Source organism: Afipia sp. P52-10 (assembly GCF_000516555.1).
GTDB lineage: Bacteria > Pseudomonadota > Alphaproteobacteria > Rhizobiales > Xanthobacteraceae > P52-10.
On the sequence record NZ_AZSJ01000004.1, the window covers coordinates 175,704 to 193,179 of the forward strand.

11 protein-coding genes and 1 pseudogene are annotated in these 17,476 nt (G+C 61.8%); 4 read left to right on the forward strand and 8 right to left on the reverse strand.

All coding sequences use genetic code 11. The features are described from left to right. Nucleotides 1-126: 126 nt before the first annotated feature. On the forward strand, nucleotides 127-1,275 hold the full coding sequence (locus tag X566_RS15755) for an ABC transporter substrate-binding protein (protein ID WP_034469220.1): 1,149 nt from the start codon (nucleotides 127-129) through the stop codon (nucleotides 1,273-1,275). 135 nt (nucleotides 1,276-1,410) lie between these two features. On the opposite strand, the gene X566_RS15760 is transcribed toward X566_RS15755, so the two are convergent. The 5 genes and pseudogenes from X566_RS15760 to X566_RS15780 all read right to left on the reverse strand — a co-directional run bounded on the left by X566_RS15760 (nucleotide 1,411) and on the right by X566_RS15780 (nucleotide 8,663). Beyond that, nucleotides 1,411-2,184 (reverse strand): ferredoxin--NADP reductase, encoded by a 774-nt coding sequence (locus tag X566_RS15760; RefSeq protein WP_034469221.1) that lies wholly within the window; start codon nucleotides 2,182-2,184, stop codon nucleotides 1,411-1,413. Nucleotides 2,185-2,511: 327 nt separating this feature from the next. Continuing rightward, nucleotides 2,512-4,140 (reverse strand): annotated as a pseudogene (locus X566_RS15765) (PAS domain S-box protein); the annotation flags it as partial. Between the two features lie 295 nt (nucleotides 4,141-4,435). Beyond that, a complete protein-coding gene (locus X566_RS15770) occupies nucleotides 4,436-6,742 on the reverse strand; it encodes a xanthine dehydrogenase family protein molybdopterin-binding subunit (RefSeq protein WP_034469224.1) in 2,307 nt (768 codons plus the stop codon). A 32-nt stretch (nucleotides 6,743-6,774) separates the two neighbouring features. Beyond that, nucleotides 6,775-7,599, reverse strand: a complete 825-nt coding sequence (locus tag X566_RS15775) for an enoyl-CoA hydratase (RefSeq protein WP_034469756.1) — start codon at nucleotides 7,597-7,599, stop codon at nucleotides 6,775-6,777. An 11-nt stretch (nucleotides 7,600-7,610) separates the two neighbouring features. Then, nucleotides 7,611-8,663, reverse strand: a complete 1,053-nt coding sequence (locus X566_RS15780) for an amidohydrolase (protein ID WP_034469227.1) — start codon at nucleotides 8,661-8,663, stop codon at nucleotides 7,611-7,613. A 226-nt stretch (nucleotides 8,664-8,889) separates the two neighbouring features. On the opposite strand from X566_RS15780, the gene X566_RS15785 reads away from it, so the two are divergent. From X566_RS15785 to X566_RS15800, 3 genes are all read left to right on the forward strand, one after another. After that, on the forward strand, nucleotides 8,890-9,459 hold the full coding sequence (locus X566_RS15785) for a carboxymuconolactone decarboxylase family protein (RefSeq protein ID WP_034469229.1): 570 nt from the start codon (nucleotides 8,890-8,892) through the stop codon (nucleotides 9,457-9,459). 118 nt (nucleotides 9,460-9,577) lie between these two features. Next, the gene (locus X566_RS15790; protein ID WP_034469230.1) at nucleotides 9,578-10,537 is read left to right on the forward strand and encodes a tripartite tricarboxylate transporter substrate binding protein; all 960 of its coding nucleotides are present in this window, start codon (nucleotides 9,578-9,580) and stop codon (nucleotides 10,535-10,537) included. A gap of 595 nt (nucleotides 10,538-11,132) precedes the next feature. Next, a complete protein-coding gene (locus X566_RS15800; protein WP_051444239.1) occupies nucleotides 11,133-11,921 on the forward strand; it encodes a Crp/Fnr family transcriptional regulator in 789 nt (262 codons plus the stop codon). 146 nt (nucleotides 11,922-12,067) lie between these two features. On the opposite strand, the gene X566_RS15805 is transcribed toward X566_RS15800, so the two are convergent. The 3 genes from X566_RS15805 to X566_RS15815 all read right to left on the reverse strand — a co-directional run bounded on the left by X566_RS15805 (nucleotide 12,068) and on the right by X566_RS15815 (nucleotide 17,228). Then, nucleotides 12,068-13,543 carry a porin gene (locus X566_RS15805; RefSeq protein ID WP_034469234.1) on the reverse strand — a complete coding sequence of 492 codons (1,476 nt, stop codon included), beginning with the start codon at nucleotides 13,541-13,543 and terminating at the stop codon, nucleotides 12,068-12,070. A gap of 329 nt (nucleotides 13,544-13,872) precedes the next feature. Beyond that, nucleotides 13,873-15,381, reverse strand: a complete 1,509-nt coding sequence (locus X566_RS15810; RefSeq protein WP_034469236.1) for a porin — start codon at nucleotides 15,379-15,381, stop codon at nucleotides 13,873-13,875. Nucleotides 15,382-15,725: 344 nt separating this feature from the next. Beyond that, the gene (locus X566_RS15815) at nucleotides 15,726-17,228 is read right to left on the reverse strand and encodes a porin (protein ID WP_034469239.1); all 1,503 of its coding nucleotides are present in this window, start codon (nucleotides 17,226-17,228) and stop codon (nucleotides 15,726-15,728) included. Between the last annotated feature and the right edge of the window lie 248 nt (nucleotides 17,229-17,476).

Sequence of the window (17,476 nt, forward strand, 5' to 3'; positions counted from 1 at the left end):
TTGGGCCTCCTGACGTGCGCTGCACCGCCAGATTGACTCCGATGGATGGAGCGGTAGACAGGTTCCCAAGGCGCATTCCGCGCACGGGGCATCACGTCCAGAACGACGAGATAGAGGGAACGGCCAATGACTTCCAAAATTTTGAGCGCGACAGCCGGCGCATTGCTCGGACTGACCGCATGGACCGCGCCGACGTTGGCGCAGGAGATCACCGTCGGCGTGACCGTCTCGACCACAGGCCCCGCTGCCGCGCTCGGCATTCCGGAGCGCAATGTGGTCGAATTCGTGCCGACCGAGATCGGCGGCGTCAAAGTCAAGACCATCGTCCTCGATGACGCTGGCGATCCGACCACTGCGACCACCAATGCGCGCCGTCTGCTGACCGAATCCAAGGCCGATATTTTGATCGGCTCCTCCACCACCCCGCCCTCGCTCGCCATCTCCACCGTCGCCAACGAAGCGGGCGTGCCGCACTTCTCGCTGGCGCCGATGCCGGTCACGGCCGAGCGCGAGAAATGGACCGTGGTGATGCCGCAGCCGGTGCCGATCATGGGCAAGGTGCTGTACGAACACATGAAGAAGAACAACGTGAAGACGGTCGGCTATATCGGCTTCTCCGACTCCTACGGTGACCTCTGGCTCAACGACCTCAAGACTCAGACCGGACCGATGGACATCAAGGTCGTCGCCGAGGAGCGCTATGCCCGCCCCGATACGTCCGTCGCCGGCCAAGTTCTGAAGCTCGTTGCCGCCAAGCCCGACGCGATCCTGATCGGCGCATCGGGCACGGGCGCGGCGCTGCCGCAGGCCGCCTTGCGCGAACGCGGCTACAACGGGCGCATCTATCAGACACACGGCGCCGTCACGTACGAGTTCATCCGCATCGCCGGCAGATCCGCTGAAGGTGTCATCATAGCGTCCGGCCCGGTGATGGCGCCGGAAGGCCAGGATGACAGCGCCCTGACCAAGAAGCCTGGCCTGGCGCTGAACGCCGCCTATGAGAAGAAGTATGGCGAGAACTCGCGCAACCAGTTCGGCGCCCACATGTACGATGCCTTCGAAGTGCTGAAGCGCGTCGTCCCGGCTGCGCTCAAGACTGCCAAGCCCGGCACGCCGGAATTCCGCGAGGCCATCCGTACGGCGCTGATCTCGGAGAAAGAGATTCCCGCAAGCCAGGGCGTCTACAACTTCACTGCTAAGGATCGCTTCGGCGTCGATGACCGCGCACGCATCCTGCTGACGGTGAAGGACGGCAAGTACGTGGTAGTAAAGTAAGGCAGCGTCTGTCGCATCCATTGCCGGGAGCAAACCAGGAAGGGACGACGCTTGGAACGCACTCCCGCCCATCAAGTAAAAACTCCCGCGCAGTCATCTGCGCGGGAGTTTTCTTTTGGATGAAACTGAAAGCGATCAGCGTTCGACGAACGCCTTCTCGATCACGAAATGGCCAGGCTCGCTGTGATTGCCTTCGGTGAAACCACGGCCCTCGAGGATCACACGCAGGTCTTCGAGCATACTCGGGCTGCCGCACATCATGATGCGATCGGTTTCCAGATCGAGCGGCGGCAGTTCGGAATCGGCGAACAGGCGATTGGTGGTGATCAGGTCGGTGATGCGGCCGCGGTTACGGAACGGCTCGCGAGTCACGGTCGGATAGTAAACAAGCTTCTCGGCCAGGATCGGGCCGAAAAATTCGTCTTGCGACAGGTTGCCGACGAGCTGCTCGCCATAGGCGAGCTCAGACACCTGACGGCAGCCATGCACCAGCACGATCGTCTGGAAGCGATCATAGACATCGGGGTCCTTGATCAGGCTGGCAAATGGCGCGAGGCCGGTGCCGGTGGACAGAAGCAGCAATCGCGAACCTGTGATCAGATTGTCTGGAATCAGCGTGCCCGTCGCCTTGCGGCCGACCAGAATGGTGTCGCCTTCCTGGATTTTCTGGAGGTGCGACGTCAGCGGGCCGTTGGCCACCTTGATCGAAAAGAACTCCAAAAACTCTTCGTGATTGGCGCTCGCCATCGAATAGGCGCGCAGCAGCGGTCGCCCATTGATCTCCAGCCCCATCATGGCGAACTGCCCATTCTGGAACCGGAAGCCGGGATCGCGGGTCGTGGTGAAGGAGAACAGCTGGTCCGTCCAGTGGCGCACGGAAAGAACCCGCTCTTTATTGAAGGCGCTCATGCGTTTCGTTTTGTCGGAGTGATTGTCAGGAGAAGATTTTACTTCCGGCCAATGCCGCGCGATGTCGATCCAGACTCATGCCATATGCGTCTGCCTGTGTGTCGCTCGTTCGCCGGAAGGGGTTCAATTGCAGACAGTTACATAATGCCCTGCGCGCAATTGTAAATACGTGATTTGGCTCGCAGAGCTCGCTTTAGAAGCCTTTTATGCGGGGTCTGAAACACCGATTTCGTGTCATCATCATGGCCGCAAACCGCCCGCGCAGGCCAGCCGTGCACGACAGGAATGCAACAGCAAAGCCGTCTCGGCTCGCATACGTCCTGCGGGCTATTCACCCATCGGTAGCTCTGGCGCCACCCGCGGCAACAAGAGGCGAAAGCGCGTCCCTTGCCCCGGCTCCGAGGTGAGATCGATATGACCGCCGAGCCGATTGGTGACGATGTTGTGGACGATGTTCAAGCCAAGGCCGGTGCCGCCCCGATCCCGCCGCGTGGTGAAAAACGGATCAAACGCATGACGCCGCACCTCGTCCGACATGCCGATTCCATCGTCGGAATAAACGATCTCCACCTGCCGTTCGCCGATGCTCCGCGCTGCGATCGTCAGCACCCCGGCCCGGCCGTCGGGAAAGGCGTGCGCGACGGAATTCAGGAACAGGTTGGTGACAACCTGACCGTAAGGGCCGGGATAGCTGTTCATCTGGATATCCGGCGCGCAATCGACCGTCAGTGTGAGATTTCGTGATCTCAAACCGGGCCTCAGACTTGTGACGATCTGTTCGGTCAGATCCGCAAGATTGAACTCGCGACGGTCCGGCACGTTGCGATCGACCGCGACCTGCTTGAACGATTGGATCAGCTCAGCGGCACGGTTAAGATTGGACACGAGCTGGGAGGCCGCATCGAGATTGGCTTGTACGAAGGCATTCAAGCTCGACCGCTTCAGTTCGCCTGCTGCGATCTCCTCAACAAACAGACGGCACCGCCGCTGCAGCGCCGTCGCAACCGTCACACCGATGCCGACCGGATTATTCACTTCGTGCGCAACGCCGGCTACTAATCGGCCAAGCGCGGCGAGCTTCTCGGATTCGATCAGCGAATCCTGCGTCGCACGCAGATTGTCGAGCGCGGTCTCCGCGGCCTCCCTCGCCCGCTGAATGTCCTGTTCGCTGCGCTTGCGGTCGGTGATATCCAGCGCAACCGTAACAATGTAGTCGATCGTGCCATCCGCACGCTTCACCGGGACTTTATTCGCCATCCAGTAGCGTAGCTTGTGCGCGGCATCGACATATGATTCTTCGTAGAAGCCGAGTTCGTCACCGGTCTCGATCACACGCTGGTCGCCGATGGTTTCTTTCGAAGCGCCATAACGGGCCAGGATTTCATTGGTCGTCCGCCCGACCGCCTCGGCCGGATCGATACCGAGCACCCGCGCCATGTACTGATTCATGAGGATATAGCGAAAGCGCGTATCCTTGACGTTGATCACCGCAGGCACGCTATCGATCACGGTTTGAAGCTGACGACGGCTTTCGGCCAAGGCTTCTTCGGTCCGGCGCTGGCTCGTGATATCTCGCACCGTGCCCTCGTGACGGACGACACGCCCGGTCTCGTCATAGACCGCCGTGGCACTGTCGGAGAGCCACAGAATATTTCCGTTGCGTTGGCGCACTTGATATTCGAACTCGCGCACCATGCCGTCGTGCTGCATGCGCCGCAGATACTCCTCACGCGCAGCTGGATCGACGTAAATGGTCCCGGCGATATCGGTGACATCGCTCATCAACTGATCCGGCGAATCGTACCCCATCATCCGGGCGAGAGCAGGATTGGCATTGATGACGCGCCCTTCGGGGGTCGTCACGTAGATGCCATCGACCGACCCTTCAAAGATTTTCCGATAATCCGCCTCCGCCTGGCGCTGCTCCGCAACGGCACGCAGCACGGCATCACGGGCACCGGCGATGTCGGAAGGAATATCGAGCACATCCGTCGCGGACGAGCCTACCAGCGGCGCACCGCAATCGCCGCAGAATTTCTTTCCGGCGGGGCTTACGGCCTGGCAACGCGGACATCGCATCGAGCAATCCAGCCTCCGAGAGAACGTATCGCCAGTCTGCAGCCGGGACCGACTCGTCGTGTCGGCGCCAATGGACCGCAATGTCCCTAAGAATGAGCAACTTCGCAAGATGGTGCCGCGGCCTTCGGCGCGCCCATCCGTTCGCGGCAGGGCCCGCTGCGAGGCAGACGTGTCACGCCCCGCCAGCCTCCCCATGGATGGCCCGCCAGACGCGCTCCGGCGTCGCCGGCATATCCAGATGGCGGACGCCGGTATCGGCCAAGGCATTGCAAATGGCATTCATGGTCGCGGCAAGCCCACCCACCGTTCCGGCCTCACCGACGCCCTTGACCCCCAGGGGATTGAGGGCAGTCGGCACCTCGACGTTGGCGCAAACGAAATTCGGCAAGTCGCCGGCTCGTGGCATCGCATAATCCATGAACGAGCCAGTCAGGAGCTGTGCCGAACCCGCCTCGTGCACGATAAGTTCCTGCAGCGCCTGGCCCATCGCCTGCGCGACCCCGCCATGGATCTGCCCCTCGACGAAAGCCGGATGCAGAACCTTGCCGACATCCTCGACGCCGACATAGTTGACGACCTGCACGTGGCCGGTATCCCCATCGATTTCGACCTCGCAGATGTGGCAGCCGTTCGGATAGGTCGGTTGCGGCATCTTGAATTCTCCGGCCCCGCTCAGCCCCTCGTCACCAGCCAATGCCGCGACGTCGGCAAGGGAGAGCGAACGATCGGTGCCGGCAATGCGGAAACGACCATCGGCGAACTCGATATCGCTGACAGCGGCCTCGAGGCGGTTTGCCGCCAGCTCCTTTCCCTTCTCCAAAAGCCGGTCAATCCCTAGCGAAATCGCCGAACCGCCGAGCGTCAGCGCCGCCGAACCGCCATTGCCCTTTCCGCGCGGCACCCGGTCGGTATCACCATAAATGTATTCGATGCTATCGATCGGCACGTTCAGCCGCTGCGCGACGATATCCGACAGCGACGTCTCAAGCCCCTGCCCGACCGACATGGCCCCGGCCCGCAAGCGCACGGTACCGTCGGCCTTGGCCTCAACCCAGGCGAAGTCGGTGGCCGGGCTTGCGAACGGCCCGGACGCAACCTCGATCGGATTGGCAATGCCGATGCCACGCAGCTTGCCGCGCCGCTTCGCATCCTTGCGGCGCGCCGCGAACCCCTGATAATCCGCGAGCTCCGCCGCCCTCTCCATGCCCTTGGCGAAATCGCCGCAATCATAAGTAAAGACGAACGGTGTCTTATAGGGCATCGCCTCCGGGGGGATCAGGTTGCGCTGACGCAAAGCGAACGGATCGATATTCATCTCCTGTGCCGCAACATCGATCAGCCGCTCGATCGCGTAGGTGGCATCGGGTCGGCCGGCACCGCGATAGGGAGCCGTTGGCTGGGTATGCGTGAATATGCCCGTTGCCTCGCCGAAAATCTTCGGCGTGCGATAGACGCCTGCAATGCCGCCGAAGTTGCCAATCGGCGATGCCGAACGCGCCGATAAATACGCGCCGATGTTGACGCGGTAGCTGACGCGCAACGCGGTGAAGTGTCCCCGCCGATCGAGCCCAAGCGCAGCGTCGATCTCGATGTCGCGCGCCGCTTCATCCGACAGAAACGCCTCGGAACGGTCGGCGACCCACTTGACCGGTCGCTTGAGCTTGCGTGCCGCATAGAACACGAGCGACTCTTCACGTACGAGTCCTGACTTCATGCCGAACGAGCCGCCGACATCGGTCGCAACCACCCGCAGCGCGCTCTTGTCCATCCCGAACATGCTGGCAAGCGCATCGCGCAGGTTGTGCGGGCTCTGGTAGCTGACGTGCAGCGTGGGGCGATTGTCCTTCTCGACGTAACCGACCGCAGCGCGTGGCTCCATCGGCATCGCCGACACCCGGCTCGATACAAAGGTCAGCCGCGCAGTGTGATGCGAGGCCTGCAGCGCCTTCTCGATTTCCGCCGCGTCGCCCTTGCTCCAGTAATAGGCGACATTGTCGGGAGCCACGTCCCACAGCACAGGCGCTCCTGGTGCAACCGACTCGCTGACGGTCGCGACTGCCGGCAACTCATCGTAATCGACCTCGACCAGTTCCGCCGCATCGCGCGCCTGCGCCAACGATCGGGCGATAACCATCGCCACCGGCTCGCCAAGAAAACGCACGCGATCACGCACCAGTGCGGGGCGCGGCGTTTCGTGCATCTCGACACCCCCTGGCCGTTGCATCTTCGTCGGCAGGCTGAAATCACGCACGCCATCGGCATCGAGATCGGCGACGGTGAAAACGGCAACGACACCATCCGCCCGCTTGGCCGCCTCCGTATCCACCGACCTGATCTGCGCATGCGCGTGCGGCGAACGTACAAACACAGCGCGGTTCATGCCATCGAGCGCGACGTCGGTCGCGTAGAATCCCTTGCCCTGAGTCAGGCGGAAATCTTCGCGCCGATGCACCACGCGCCCGTATTTGATATCTGTCATATGCGTAATTCCGTTCCGGACGACCCGATGCTTCACCGGCCGGTGAATTTCGGCGTGCGCTTTTCCATGAATGCGCGACGACCCTCGCGAAAATCCTCACTATCCATGCATTGCGTGCCGATCTCCTTGATCGCCTGCAAATCGCGTTTGTCATGATCTCTCAGGATCTCGCGGATGGTAATCTTCGCAGCAGCAATAGCGAGCGGCGCATTCTCGGATATCTGCCTCGCGATCTGCAGCGTTGTGGACCACAGCGCATCCGGCGCCACCAACCGATCGATCAATCCGAATTGCAGCGCCTCTTCCGCACTGAAGCGTATGCCCGTATAGAGCACGAGGCGTGCACGGGACGGGCCCACCAGCGAAACCAGCTTGCTCAAACCGTCGAAGCCGTAAGCAATGCCAAGCCTTGCGGCAGGAATTCCAAACGTGCTGCCGTGGGCGGCGATACGGATATCGGTGTTCAGCGCCGTCCCCAACCCGCCGCCCAGACAATAGCCGCGTATCGCGGAGATGGTCGGTTTCGGAAAATTGGCGAGCAGACCCTGGCGTTGCCGAAAGCGCTCGGCAGAACGAGCCGCGACTTCCGCGTTCGGCCGGGTCTTATCGAACTGGCTGATATCACCCCCAGAAATGAACGCCCTGTCGCCGGCGCCGGTAAGTATCACGACCCGCACCGCCGGATCGTCACGCAAAGCGGTCAACGCATCGGCAAGCCCTTCGGCGATCTCCACCGAGATCGCATTCAGCTTGTCCGGATTGTTGAAGGTGAGAATACCAACGCCGCTGCCTGCGGTCAGCAGTAGCTGGCCGCCGGCATAGGCCGTCGTAATCGCGCCCGGGAGAAGCTCCGTCACGACGGCGCCCACTACGTCAGGCTGATCTTGTAGACGTCAGTAGCCGTCCCCTCGAACATGCGCGCCTTCTCGCTCTCGCTGTAGGGAGCGGCGATGCGCTTCAGCGCATTCCAGATCACCTGATAGCTGCACTGCCCCTTGTCCGGCGGGAAGTTGCTTTCGAACATGCAGCGGTTCGGGCCGAACGCCTCGATACAGGTCTCCATGTAGGGCTTCCACGCCTTGGCGAGCTCTTCCGACGAAACTGGTTTGGGACGGGTGTGGAAATCGTAGCCGAGCAGCAGCATCGCCAGTCCGCCGAGCTTCACCACCACATTGGGGCACTTGGCGATATCCTGGATCGATGCCTTCCACTCCTTGAAGATCTCCTCGCGCCGGTTGGCATAGCTGCTAATGCCGACTGGACCGCCGCAATGATCGAGAACGATCGTCTGGTCCGGAAACGTGCGAGCGAGGTCGGCAAGCTCCGGGATTTGTGGATGATAAAGCCAGGCGTCAAAGGTCAGACCGAGCTTGCCGAGATGAGCGAAGCCCTTGCGGAACTGCTCCTCCCCCAGCAGGTGCTTCGGCCGCTGCGCGTAGGCCCCGGCAACCGCCGGATCGGCGTCCCACGCCGAGATATGCCGGATGCCGCGATAACGCCCGTTACCGGCGCGGATTTGTGCTTCGAGCACAGGCTTCACCTCATCGCCGAGCGACAGGTTGGCGTGACTGACGATCGCGGCGCAGACCGCCGCTGGGCCATAGGCACCGCTTGCGCTTTGCGCGGCAATACCGTTGGCGAATTCCACTTCCCCTACAGGCTTGAAGGCATCCGGCCCGGTCTTCCGATACATCGAACGGCAGTCGACATAGACGGTCGCGACGATGTTATGCCCCATGGCAATATCGTCTGTGAGTTCGTCGAGCATGTAACGGCTGCCGATCCGATCCCACAGATGATGGTGTGCATCGATGATGCGGCGGTTGGGGTCGATGATCTCTTCACTGTACAGCGCCAGCCACTCCGGACGAGGTTCGGCAGAGGTCGTGCTCTTTGGAATGGCGATGCTGCTGGCGACCATCGATAGCTCCCTTGGTGTTCCGGCCCATGGACTAAAACGGGCTCTTGTGGGTACAGGCTAGCAAGCGTGCCCGGCAATGGGGAGTCCTTCACATTGCATCCTGCACAACGCCGACAGCATGGAGCGCATTGCGCTCTTTCCTTGAACCCAAGGCTGTCCAGAATGCGTCTCGTTCTCGTGCGCAGCGAGACCAGAAGCAACGATAACAGACGGGACGAAACGTGCCATGAGACTAGCAAAACCGCGTATCGAACCGGCACAGCAGGACAATCTCACCCCCGACCAGACCGAGGTGCTGGCGCCGATGCTGAAAACCGGCCGGGTGCTGAACGTGTTTCGCACGATGGCGGTCGCGCCGAAGGCGGCGAAGGGCTTTCTCGCCTGGGGAAACTACGTCCTGTCGCGCCGCAACGACCTGCCGCCCCGCGAGCGCGAAATCGTCATTCTTCGCATCGGCTATCTCTGCAAGTCCGGCTACGAATGGACACAGCACAAGCGGATTGCCCTGCAATCGGGGTTGACGGATGAGGAAATCGCCCGGATCAAGATCGGCTCCGCCGCGCCGGGCTGGAGCGAAGCCGATGCCGCCCTGCTCAAGGCCAGCGAGGAGCTGCACCACGATCATTTCATCACCGACGCGACATGGACCGCATTGCGGAACCACTTCAGCGAGAAGCAGTGCATGGATGCGGTGTTCACGGCGGGTCAGTACACGCAGGTTTCGATGTTTCTCAATACGTTCGGCGTGCAACTCGATCCCGGACAGACGCTCGATCCCGATCTCAAGAAATTCTGAGCCGGACCACGCATCGCCCGTGTCGGGCGGTCCGGGTGTTACTGGCAGCTCGTAATGCATTCGTTTGTAAAACTGTCTCGGAAGCAACCGAACGGTGACGATCTTGAAAGGATGTTCGATGCGCCTTCTGCCCCTGATCGCGGCCGCCGTGCTTGCCGTCATCTCTCCGGCAGCCGCGCAACAGGATTATCCGGCCCGCTCCGTGAAGATCATTGTCCCGTTCGCGGCTGGCGCATCCACGGACACGCTTGCGCGCGTTATCGGCAAGGAGTTTCAGAAGCAGCTTGGCCAGCCCTTCGTGATCGAGAACAAGGCCGGGGCGGAAGGACAGATCGGCGCTCAGGCCGTCGCCACCGCAGAGCCTGACGGCTACACACTGTTCGTGACGACGCACACGTCGCAGGCTGCCAATGTCAGCCTGTTCAAGTCGCTGTCCTATGATCCTATTAAGGATTTCACGCCGATCAGCCGGCTGACTTCCGGGCAGTTCATCCTCGCCGTCAATCCGTCGCTGCAGGTGAAGACGCTCGATGAACTGATCGCCTACATCAAGGCAAATCCCGGCAAGGTGAGCTACGCGACCGCGAACGCGACGTCGACGGTCGCAACCGCCTGGCTCGGCGCACTCAAGGAACTCGACATCGTCCGCGTCAATTACGCGTCAGCGCCGCGCGCGGTCGCTGACCTGCTTGCTGGGCACGTGCAAATGATGATCGGCGACCAGGCCAATGTCGCGCCGCTGGTGCAGGACGGCAAGCTGACTGGCCTTGCTGTCACGGGAGAAAACCGCTCCCCGCTGGTGCCGTCATTACCAACGATGCGTGAAGCCGGGCTGCAAGAGCTGGTGCTCACCACCTGGGCAGGTCTGTACGGCCCTGCCAAGCTACCGCCGACGATTGTCGACAAACTGCACAAAGCCGTATTGACGGCGTATCAGGAGCCGGAGGTGATCAAAGCCTTGACGCTGGCAGGCTACGATCTCGTCACATCGACCCCGCACGAGCTTGGAGTGTTCAACAAGGAGCAGATCGACGTCTGGCGCAGGGCCTCCGCGCTAGGGAAAATCGAACCGCGGTAGTCCAGCGAGCCTGACATCTGCATCGCGGCGCAGTCTCTCGATGCGAATGCCAAAGCGGGAATGCCTCTCGGCACTCGCGGTTTGGGCTTGATGCCACCACTCACCGACACCATTGCCGCCGCAGGATGCGAACGTCGCAACGCCAGCGGCCGCCCTCATCTCGCGCACAATCACATACGAATCGCCGTCGCAATTCGGCGTCAGCATGGCGCGGCCGCTCATTTGTCCGCGTCGGCAGAGCGAAGGTACCGCCGACGCATGGTCTGCAACACGCGAAGACCGTCGATCGAAGTCCTGACCGATCGGTCAGGTTGAGTGATTTGTCTCCAAACGCTGCCATGACAACGCAATTCGTCGTCGCAACTGCAATCAGGCCGTGCACGACGCGCGCGAAACAATTGCGTCATGCGCTCCTGCGTGCAGTGCTTGCACTCCACTATGCAATCAATAGTGCGCCACTAGGTCACGGCGTAAAGGCAGACGTTAGCAACTACCGTACCGATCGGGAGCAATGTCCAAGGCTCGTAGAGGCCTATCGTACGAAAGCGTACGATTGACGAGCGGCAGGCATCAAGATTTGGACTGGGGACAATGAATGCTGAAATTCAGAGATCGGACGACGGAGGCTGCGAGTAAGACCAGCGTCGTTCAGAATAAATTCCTCGCGACGATGTCGCCGGAAGATTTCGACCGGCTGCGCCCCTTTCTGAAGGTCGTCGAGTTGAAGCGGCACGCCGTGATCAACGAAGCCAACAAACCTGCCGAGGCCGTCTACTTTATCGAGAGCGGCGTGGTGTCACGCATTGCGCGAACGCAAGTCGACGGCGCCGTGGAAGTGGCGATGGTGGGCCGTTATGGATTTCTCGGCATTTCGGTGGTGCTCGGCACGATGATCTCGCTGCAGCGCTCGGTGGTCCAGATCCCCGGCTTCGCGCTCCGCATTTCGGCGAGCGATCTCCAGGCGGTGATGACCAACCATCCCGCCATCAGGGAGCACCTGCTGCGATACGTGCAGCTCTTGTTGTCGCAGAAGGCACAGGTCGTGCTCTGCAATGCCAAGCACGAGATCGACAAGCGGCTGGCGCGATGGTTGTTGCTTGCGCACGATCGCATATCGGGCAACCAGCTCCAGGTCACCCACGACCTGCTGGCCATGATGCTCGGCGTTCGCCGCGCTGGCGTGACCGAAGCCCTGGCCATGTTCGAATCCAAGGGAGTTCTCGCCAAGGCGCGCGGCGCGGTGAGGATCGTGGACCAGCAGGCGCTCAAGGCTCACGCCTGCGAGTGCTACAAAATCATCGACGAGAAGTTCTCCTGGCTTCGCACGATGCAGACCTACGAACACCGCATGGACGTCAATTACGGCTGGTTGGCCACGAGTTGAGGCTCGCGCGAGGCCGCCGATCGTCGCGAGCAGCCGCCTGCTCGCCGCTCTCAGCACAAACGAACCACAAAGCGTCAATCGCTGAATAGAAAAATCCCCGGCAGGTTGCCCTGCCGGGGATTTCTTATGTCGTCAGTTCGCTTCGATCAGAAGAAGCGACGAACCGCGAACATGCCCGAGAACACGTTCTGATCCTTGACCTCGTAAACCGCAGCCGGCTTGTAGCCCTGCGCCGGGAGCGCCATCGCGGCACCCTCGTTGCCCGAGTGGATCTGCTGCCACAGGAACTCGACACCGATGGTCAGGTCACGAACCGGCGTCCAGTAGGTACGGGTACCCGCACCGACGATCCGCATGTCCATGTTACAGGTGGTGTTGGCGTTCGACAGCGTCGCCGCGGTGAACTTCGAGCAGAGGATCGCATTCGCCGTCGCGTTGTAATCGACGAACTGCGCACCACCGAACACCGAGGTCCGCCATTCCGGGTTCCAGCCGTGCTCGAAAGCGACCGCGCCACCGTAAGCGGTGGTCAGCTGCTGACCGGTGCCGGTACGGGTGTCGTACACCGAGTCGAACAGGTAGCCGCCGGCGATGCTGCCGTAGAACAGGTTGCTGTTGCCGTAGACGCCGAAGTTCGGGCCAGCACCGGCGAAGACGCTGGTGGTCGCGCCGACCGAGTAGCTACCGCCGATGTACAGTGCGTCATTGACGCCGGTCGGAACGTTGAACTTCAACGCCGCGTTCACGCTGCCGCCGATCTTGTCCGACGGGGTCGGGCCAGTGATCTCGGTGCAGGTCGCGCCGGATGCGCCGCAGCTATAGGCGACGTGGTTGTTGGTGATGCCGCCAGCAATATGGAAGCCACCCCAGGCCTGCTCGATGCGGAGCTGAGCAACGACGTCCGGCCAGGTGTTGCCACCGCGGGTGTCAGTGCCGAGCGTTGCACCCCAAGCCGTGAGCGGCAGCGCGCCGTTGTAGTTGCCGCGCTTACGCTCCTTGCTGTCTTCCAGCGACAGCGAGGCGGAGATGCCGTTGCCGAACTGGTGGGTGTAGGCGAGCACGAACCGGCCGGTGCCCGAGGTATCCGGGTTGCCGAACCAGCCGTAGGAGCCCCATTTGGCAGCGTAGGTCCACGGGTTTTCCAGGTACGACGTCGCAGCGCGACCGATCGTGAAGCCGCCCCACTGGATGATACCGGTGTCGATGTTGATCGCACCAGCAGCCGACGACGTGCCGACCGGGGTCTGCAGCTCGGCGCGGACCACCGAGAACGTACGCAGGGTGCCGTAGGCGGTCTGCGTGCGGGTGTCCATGTTCAGGTACACGCGCGAACGGGTGGTGAAGTAGTCGCGATCACGGGTGCCGGTTGCGGTACCGTCGGTGATGCCCCAAGCCGGAGCGTTGGTGCCGCGCGAGTTGAAGTAAGCCTCAGCACGGATCTGACCGCCGATGCGGATACAGGTATCGGTGCCAGGGATGTAGTAGAAGCCAGCTCCGTAGAGGGAGCAGATCTTCACGTATTCGACCGGTTTAGCCTTCACCGGCAGATCAGCTGCCTGTGCCCCCGTAAAAGCGGCCAGTCCCGCCGCCGAGCCGAGGAGTAGGCTCTTAACCAACTTCATTTGAACCTCCAAGTTCACTCTGTTCGCCCGTCGTCTCGTGCCTCGGAATGCCCCCGCCCCCGCGAGAGAACCCGAGCCCCCGAACGACTCAGGATAACCTTCGTCGCTAAGCGTACATAGCGCATGGGTCTTAACGGCGCACGGCGGATTTCCGCGCTGCACAGGCCGAGCCGTGCCTTTTCGGCAAGGTGTGGCTGGAACAACACGGTTTATGACAGGCAAATCACCGGAATAACTCAACAATCCGAGCCCGCACGGCAGCGAGAAATAAAAATCCCCGGCGGGAGACCCGCCGGGGACAAATTTGCCTGTAAGGGCCAGCGCTTCGATCAGAAGAAGCGGCGNACCGAGAACATGCCCGAGAACACGTTCTGGTCCTTGACCTCGTAGGCCGTGACCGGCTTGTAGCCCTGCACGTTCGTCGGAGTCCAGGTGGCCCCCTTGTTGCCGGAGTGGTGGTTGGTCCACATCAGTTCCAGGCCGATGGTCAGGTCACGCACCGGGGTCCAGTAGGTCCGGGAGCCGACACCGACCATGCGGTAGTCCATGTTGCAGGTGGTTGCAGCATTCGACAGCGTGCCGCCGTTGCCAGCGGTCATGCGTGAGCACAGGATCGCGTTAGCCGTGCTGTTGTAGTCCAGCACCTGCGCACCACCGAACACCGAGGAGCGCCACTCGGCGTTCCAGCCGTGCTCGAAAGCGATCGAGCCGCCGTAGGCCGTGGTCAGCTGCTGACCGGTGCCGGTCCGGGTGTCGTACACCGAGTCGAACAGGTAGCCGCCGACGAAGCTCTGGTAGCGGGTGCTGCTGCTGCCGAAGAGACCGAACGCCGAGCCCTGGCCAATGTTGGCGAAGACATCGGTGGTGGCACCGATCGAGTACGTACCACCGATATACAGAGCGTCGTTGACGCCGGTCGGCAGATTGAACTTGAACGCTGCATTGACACCACCGCCGATCTTGTCCGACGGGGTCGGACCGGTGATCTCGGTGCAGGTCGCTCCCGACGCGCCACAAGCATAGGCGATGTGGTTGTTCAGGATGTTGCCGGCGATGTGGAAGCCGCCCCAGGCCTGATCGATGCGGAGCTGCCCGACGATCTCCGGCCAGGTGTTGCCGCCGCGCGTTTCGGTGCCCGGTGCCATGCCCCACTGGGTGAGTGTGTTGGCGCCGTTGTAGTTGCCGCGTTTGCGCTCCTTGTTGTCTTCCACCGACAGCGTACCGGAAATGCCGTTGCCGAACTGGTGGGTGTAAGCGAGAACGAAGCGGCCGCCAGCGGTATCCGGATTGCCGAGCCAGCCGTTCTGGCCCCACTTGTAGGCATAGGCCCACGGGTTGTCGAAGTACGACGTGCCCGCGCGGCCGATCGTGAAACCGCCCCACTGGATGATACCGGTATCGATCGCGACAACGCCCGCGCTCGAACCTGGGCCAGACGAGAGCAGGCCCGTCGGCGTGTTCACCTCGGCGCGAACCACCGAGAACGTACGCAGCGTGCCGAAGCCCGTCTGGGTGCGGGTGTCCATGTTCAGGAACACGCGCGAACGCGCGAAGAAGTAATCGCGATCACGCGTACCGGTCGCGTTGCCGTCGCCGTTGATCAGGTGCGACTGCAGACCGGTCGCGCGCGCGTTGAAGTTCAACTCAGCGCGGATGTGACCGCCGATGCGAATGCAGGTGTCGGTGCCAGGAATGTAATAAAATCCCGCTCCGTACAGAGAGCAGATCTTCACGTATTCGACCGGCTTGGCCTTCACGGGAAGATCGGCCGCCTGAGCGCCCGTCAGTGCAGCGAGACCCGCCACAGAGCCGAGCAGCAGGCTCTTAACCATCTTCATCTCAAACCTCCAAGTTTGCTCTGTTCACCCGCCGCGTTGCTTTGCACCCCCGCACAATCGCAAGCGGCCTCAAGCGAACCCCCAGACGGGACGACTCGGGATGCCCCCCTCTGTCGCAGCGGAACCATCGCGCATGGTCGCCCTGGCCGCACTTTGCCTCTCAGTACGATGCCGTACTCTGTACGTTGTTTGACATCGACATGTTGCAGGAACGCCACGCTGTTGCTTGCACACCACGCAGACTGCGAGATTCTGCCTGGAGCCCAGGTGCGCCCGCATGCGACGCAAGGAAAAGCCCCGGCGGAATCCCGCCGGGGCTCAGACTCTTCGTCAGATGATCGCGATCAGAAGAAGCGACGCACCGAGAACATGCCGCCAAACACGTTCTGGTCCTTCACCTCGTACGGGGTGATGGGCTTGTAACCCGCCACTGCCGGCGGGGTGTAGGTCGCTCCCTTGTTGCCGGAGTGGTGGTTGGTCCACATCACTTCGACGCCGATCGTCAGATCGCGGACCGGGCTCCAGTAGGTCCGGCTGCCGACACCGACGATGCGATAGTCCATGTTGCAGGTGGTGGCGGCGTTCGACAGAACCCCCGCACCGCCTGCAAGCGTCATCCGCGAACAGAGGATCGCGTTGGCGGTCGCGTTGTAGTCGATGACTTCGGCACCGCCATAGATCGACGTGCGCCATTCGCTATTCCAGCCATGCTCGAACGCGATCGTTCCGCCATAGGTGGTGGTGAGCTGCTGACCCGTGCCAGTCCGCGTGTCGTACACCGAATCGAACAGGTATCCGGCGGCGATGCTCTGGTAGCGGCTGTTGCTGCTGCCGAAGATACCAAACGCCGAACCCTGACCGATGTTGGCGAAGACGTCCGTGCTCGCCCCAACCGCATACGTACCGGCCAGGTAGATCGCGTCATTGACGCCGGTCGGCACGTTGAACTTGAACGCCGCGTGCACACCACCCCCGAGCTTGTCCGACGGAGTCGGCCCCGTGATCTCGGTGCAGGTCGCTCCCGACGGACCGCAACTATAGGCGACATGGTTGTTCAGGATGTTCGCCGACAGGTGGAAGCCGCCCCAGGCCTGGTCGACCCGCAGCTGACCGACGATTTCCGGCCAGGTATTGCCGCCGCGGGTATCGGTGCCCGGCGCTAATCCCCATTGCGTCAATGCATTCGCACCGTTGTAGTTGCCGCGCTTGCGCTCCTTGTTGTCTTCCACCGACAGCGTGGCGGAGACGCCGTTGCCGAACTGGTGGGTATAGGCAACGACGAAACGGGCCCCGGCCGTATCGGGCACGCCGAGCGAACCATTCGGAGTCCATTTGTAAGCGTAGGCCCAGGGGTTATCGAAGTACGACGTGCCGGCACGGCCGATCGTGAAGCCACCCCACTGGATGATGCCGGTATCGATCGCGATGATGCCCGCGGTCGACGGCGTGCCGACGGGTGTATTCACCTCGGCGCGGATCACCGAGAAGGTGCGCAAGGTGCCGTAGCCGGTCTGCGTGCGAGTGTCGGTGTGCAGGAACACACGCTGACGGGTGAAGAAGTAGTCCCGGTCGCGGGTACCGGTCGCGTTGCCGTCACCGCTGATCAACCACCCTTGAATGCCAGTGCCGCGCGCATTGCCGAAACTGATTTCCGAACGAAGGTGACCGCCGATGCGGATACAGGTGTCGGTGCCAGGAATGTAATAGAACCCAGCACCGTACAGGGAGCAGATCCTCACGTATTCGACCGGCTTGGCCTTCACGGGAAGATCGGCCGCCTGCGCCGCCGTCAAAGCGGCAACACCAGCCGCCGAGCCGAAGAGCAGGCTTCGAATCATCGTCTTCATCGTAACCCTCCAAGTTTCCTCTTGTTCGCCGGCCACTCCGTGCCTCTTTGGACACTTTGATGGTTTGTGCAGCAGCGTCGGCGAAACCCCAATGCGACTCGAGAATGTCTTCCCGGTCGCAGCAAAAACATCGCGCCTGTCTGTGAAATGCGCACTCGGCCTCTCCGTACGCCGGCGTACGGAATGCAACATTGAATGTGAGGTGTGGTAGCAACAGCACTAAGTGCGCCGCAAAACGTTATGCGCGC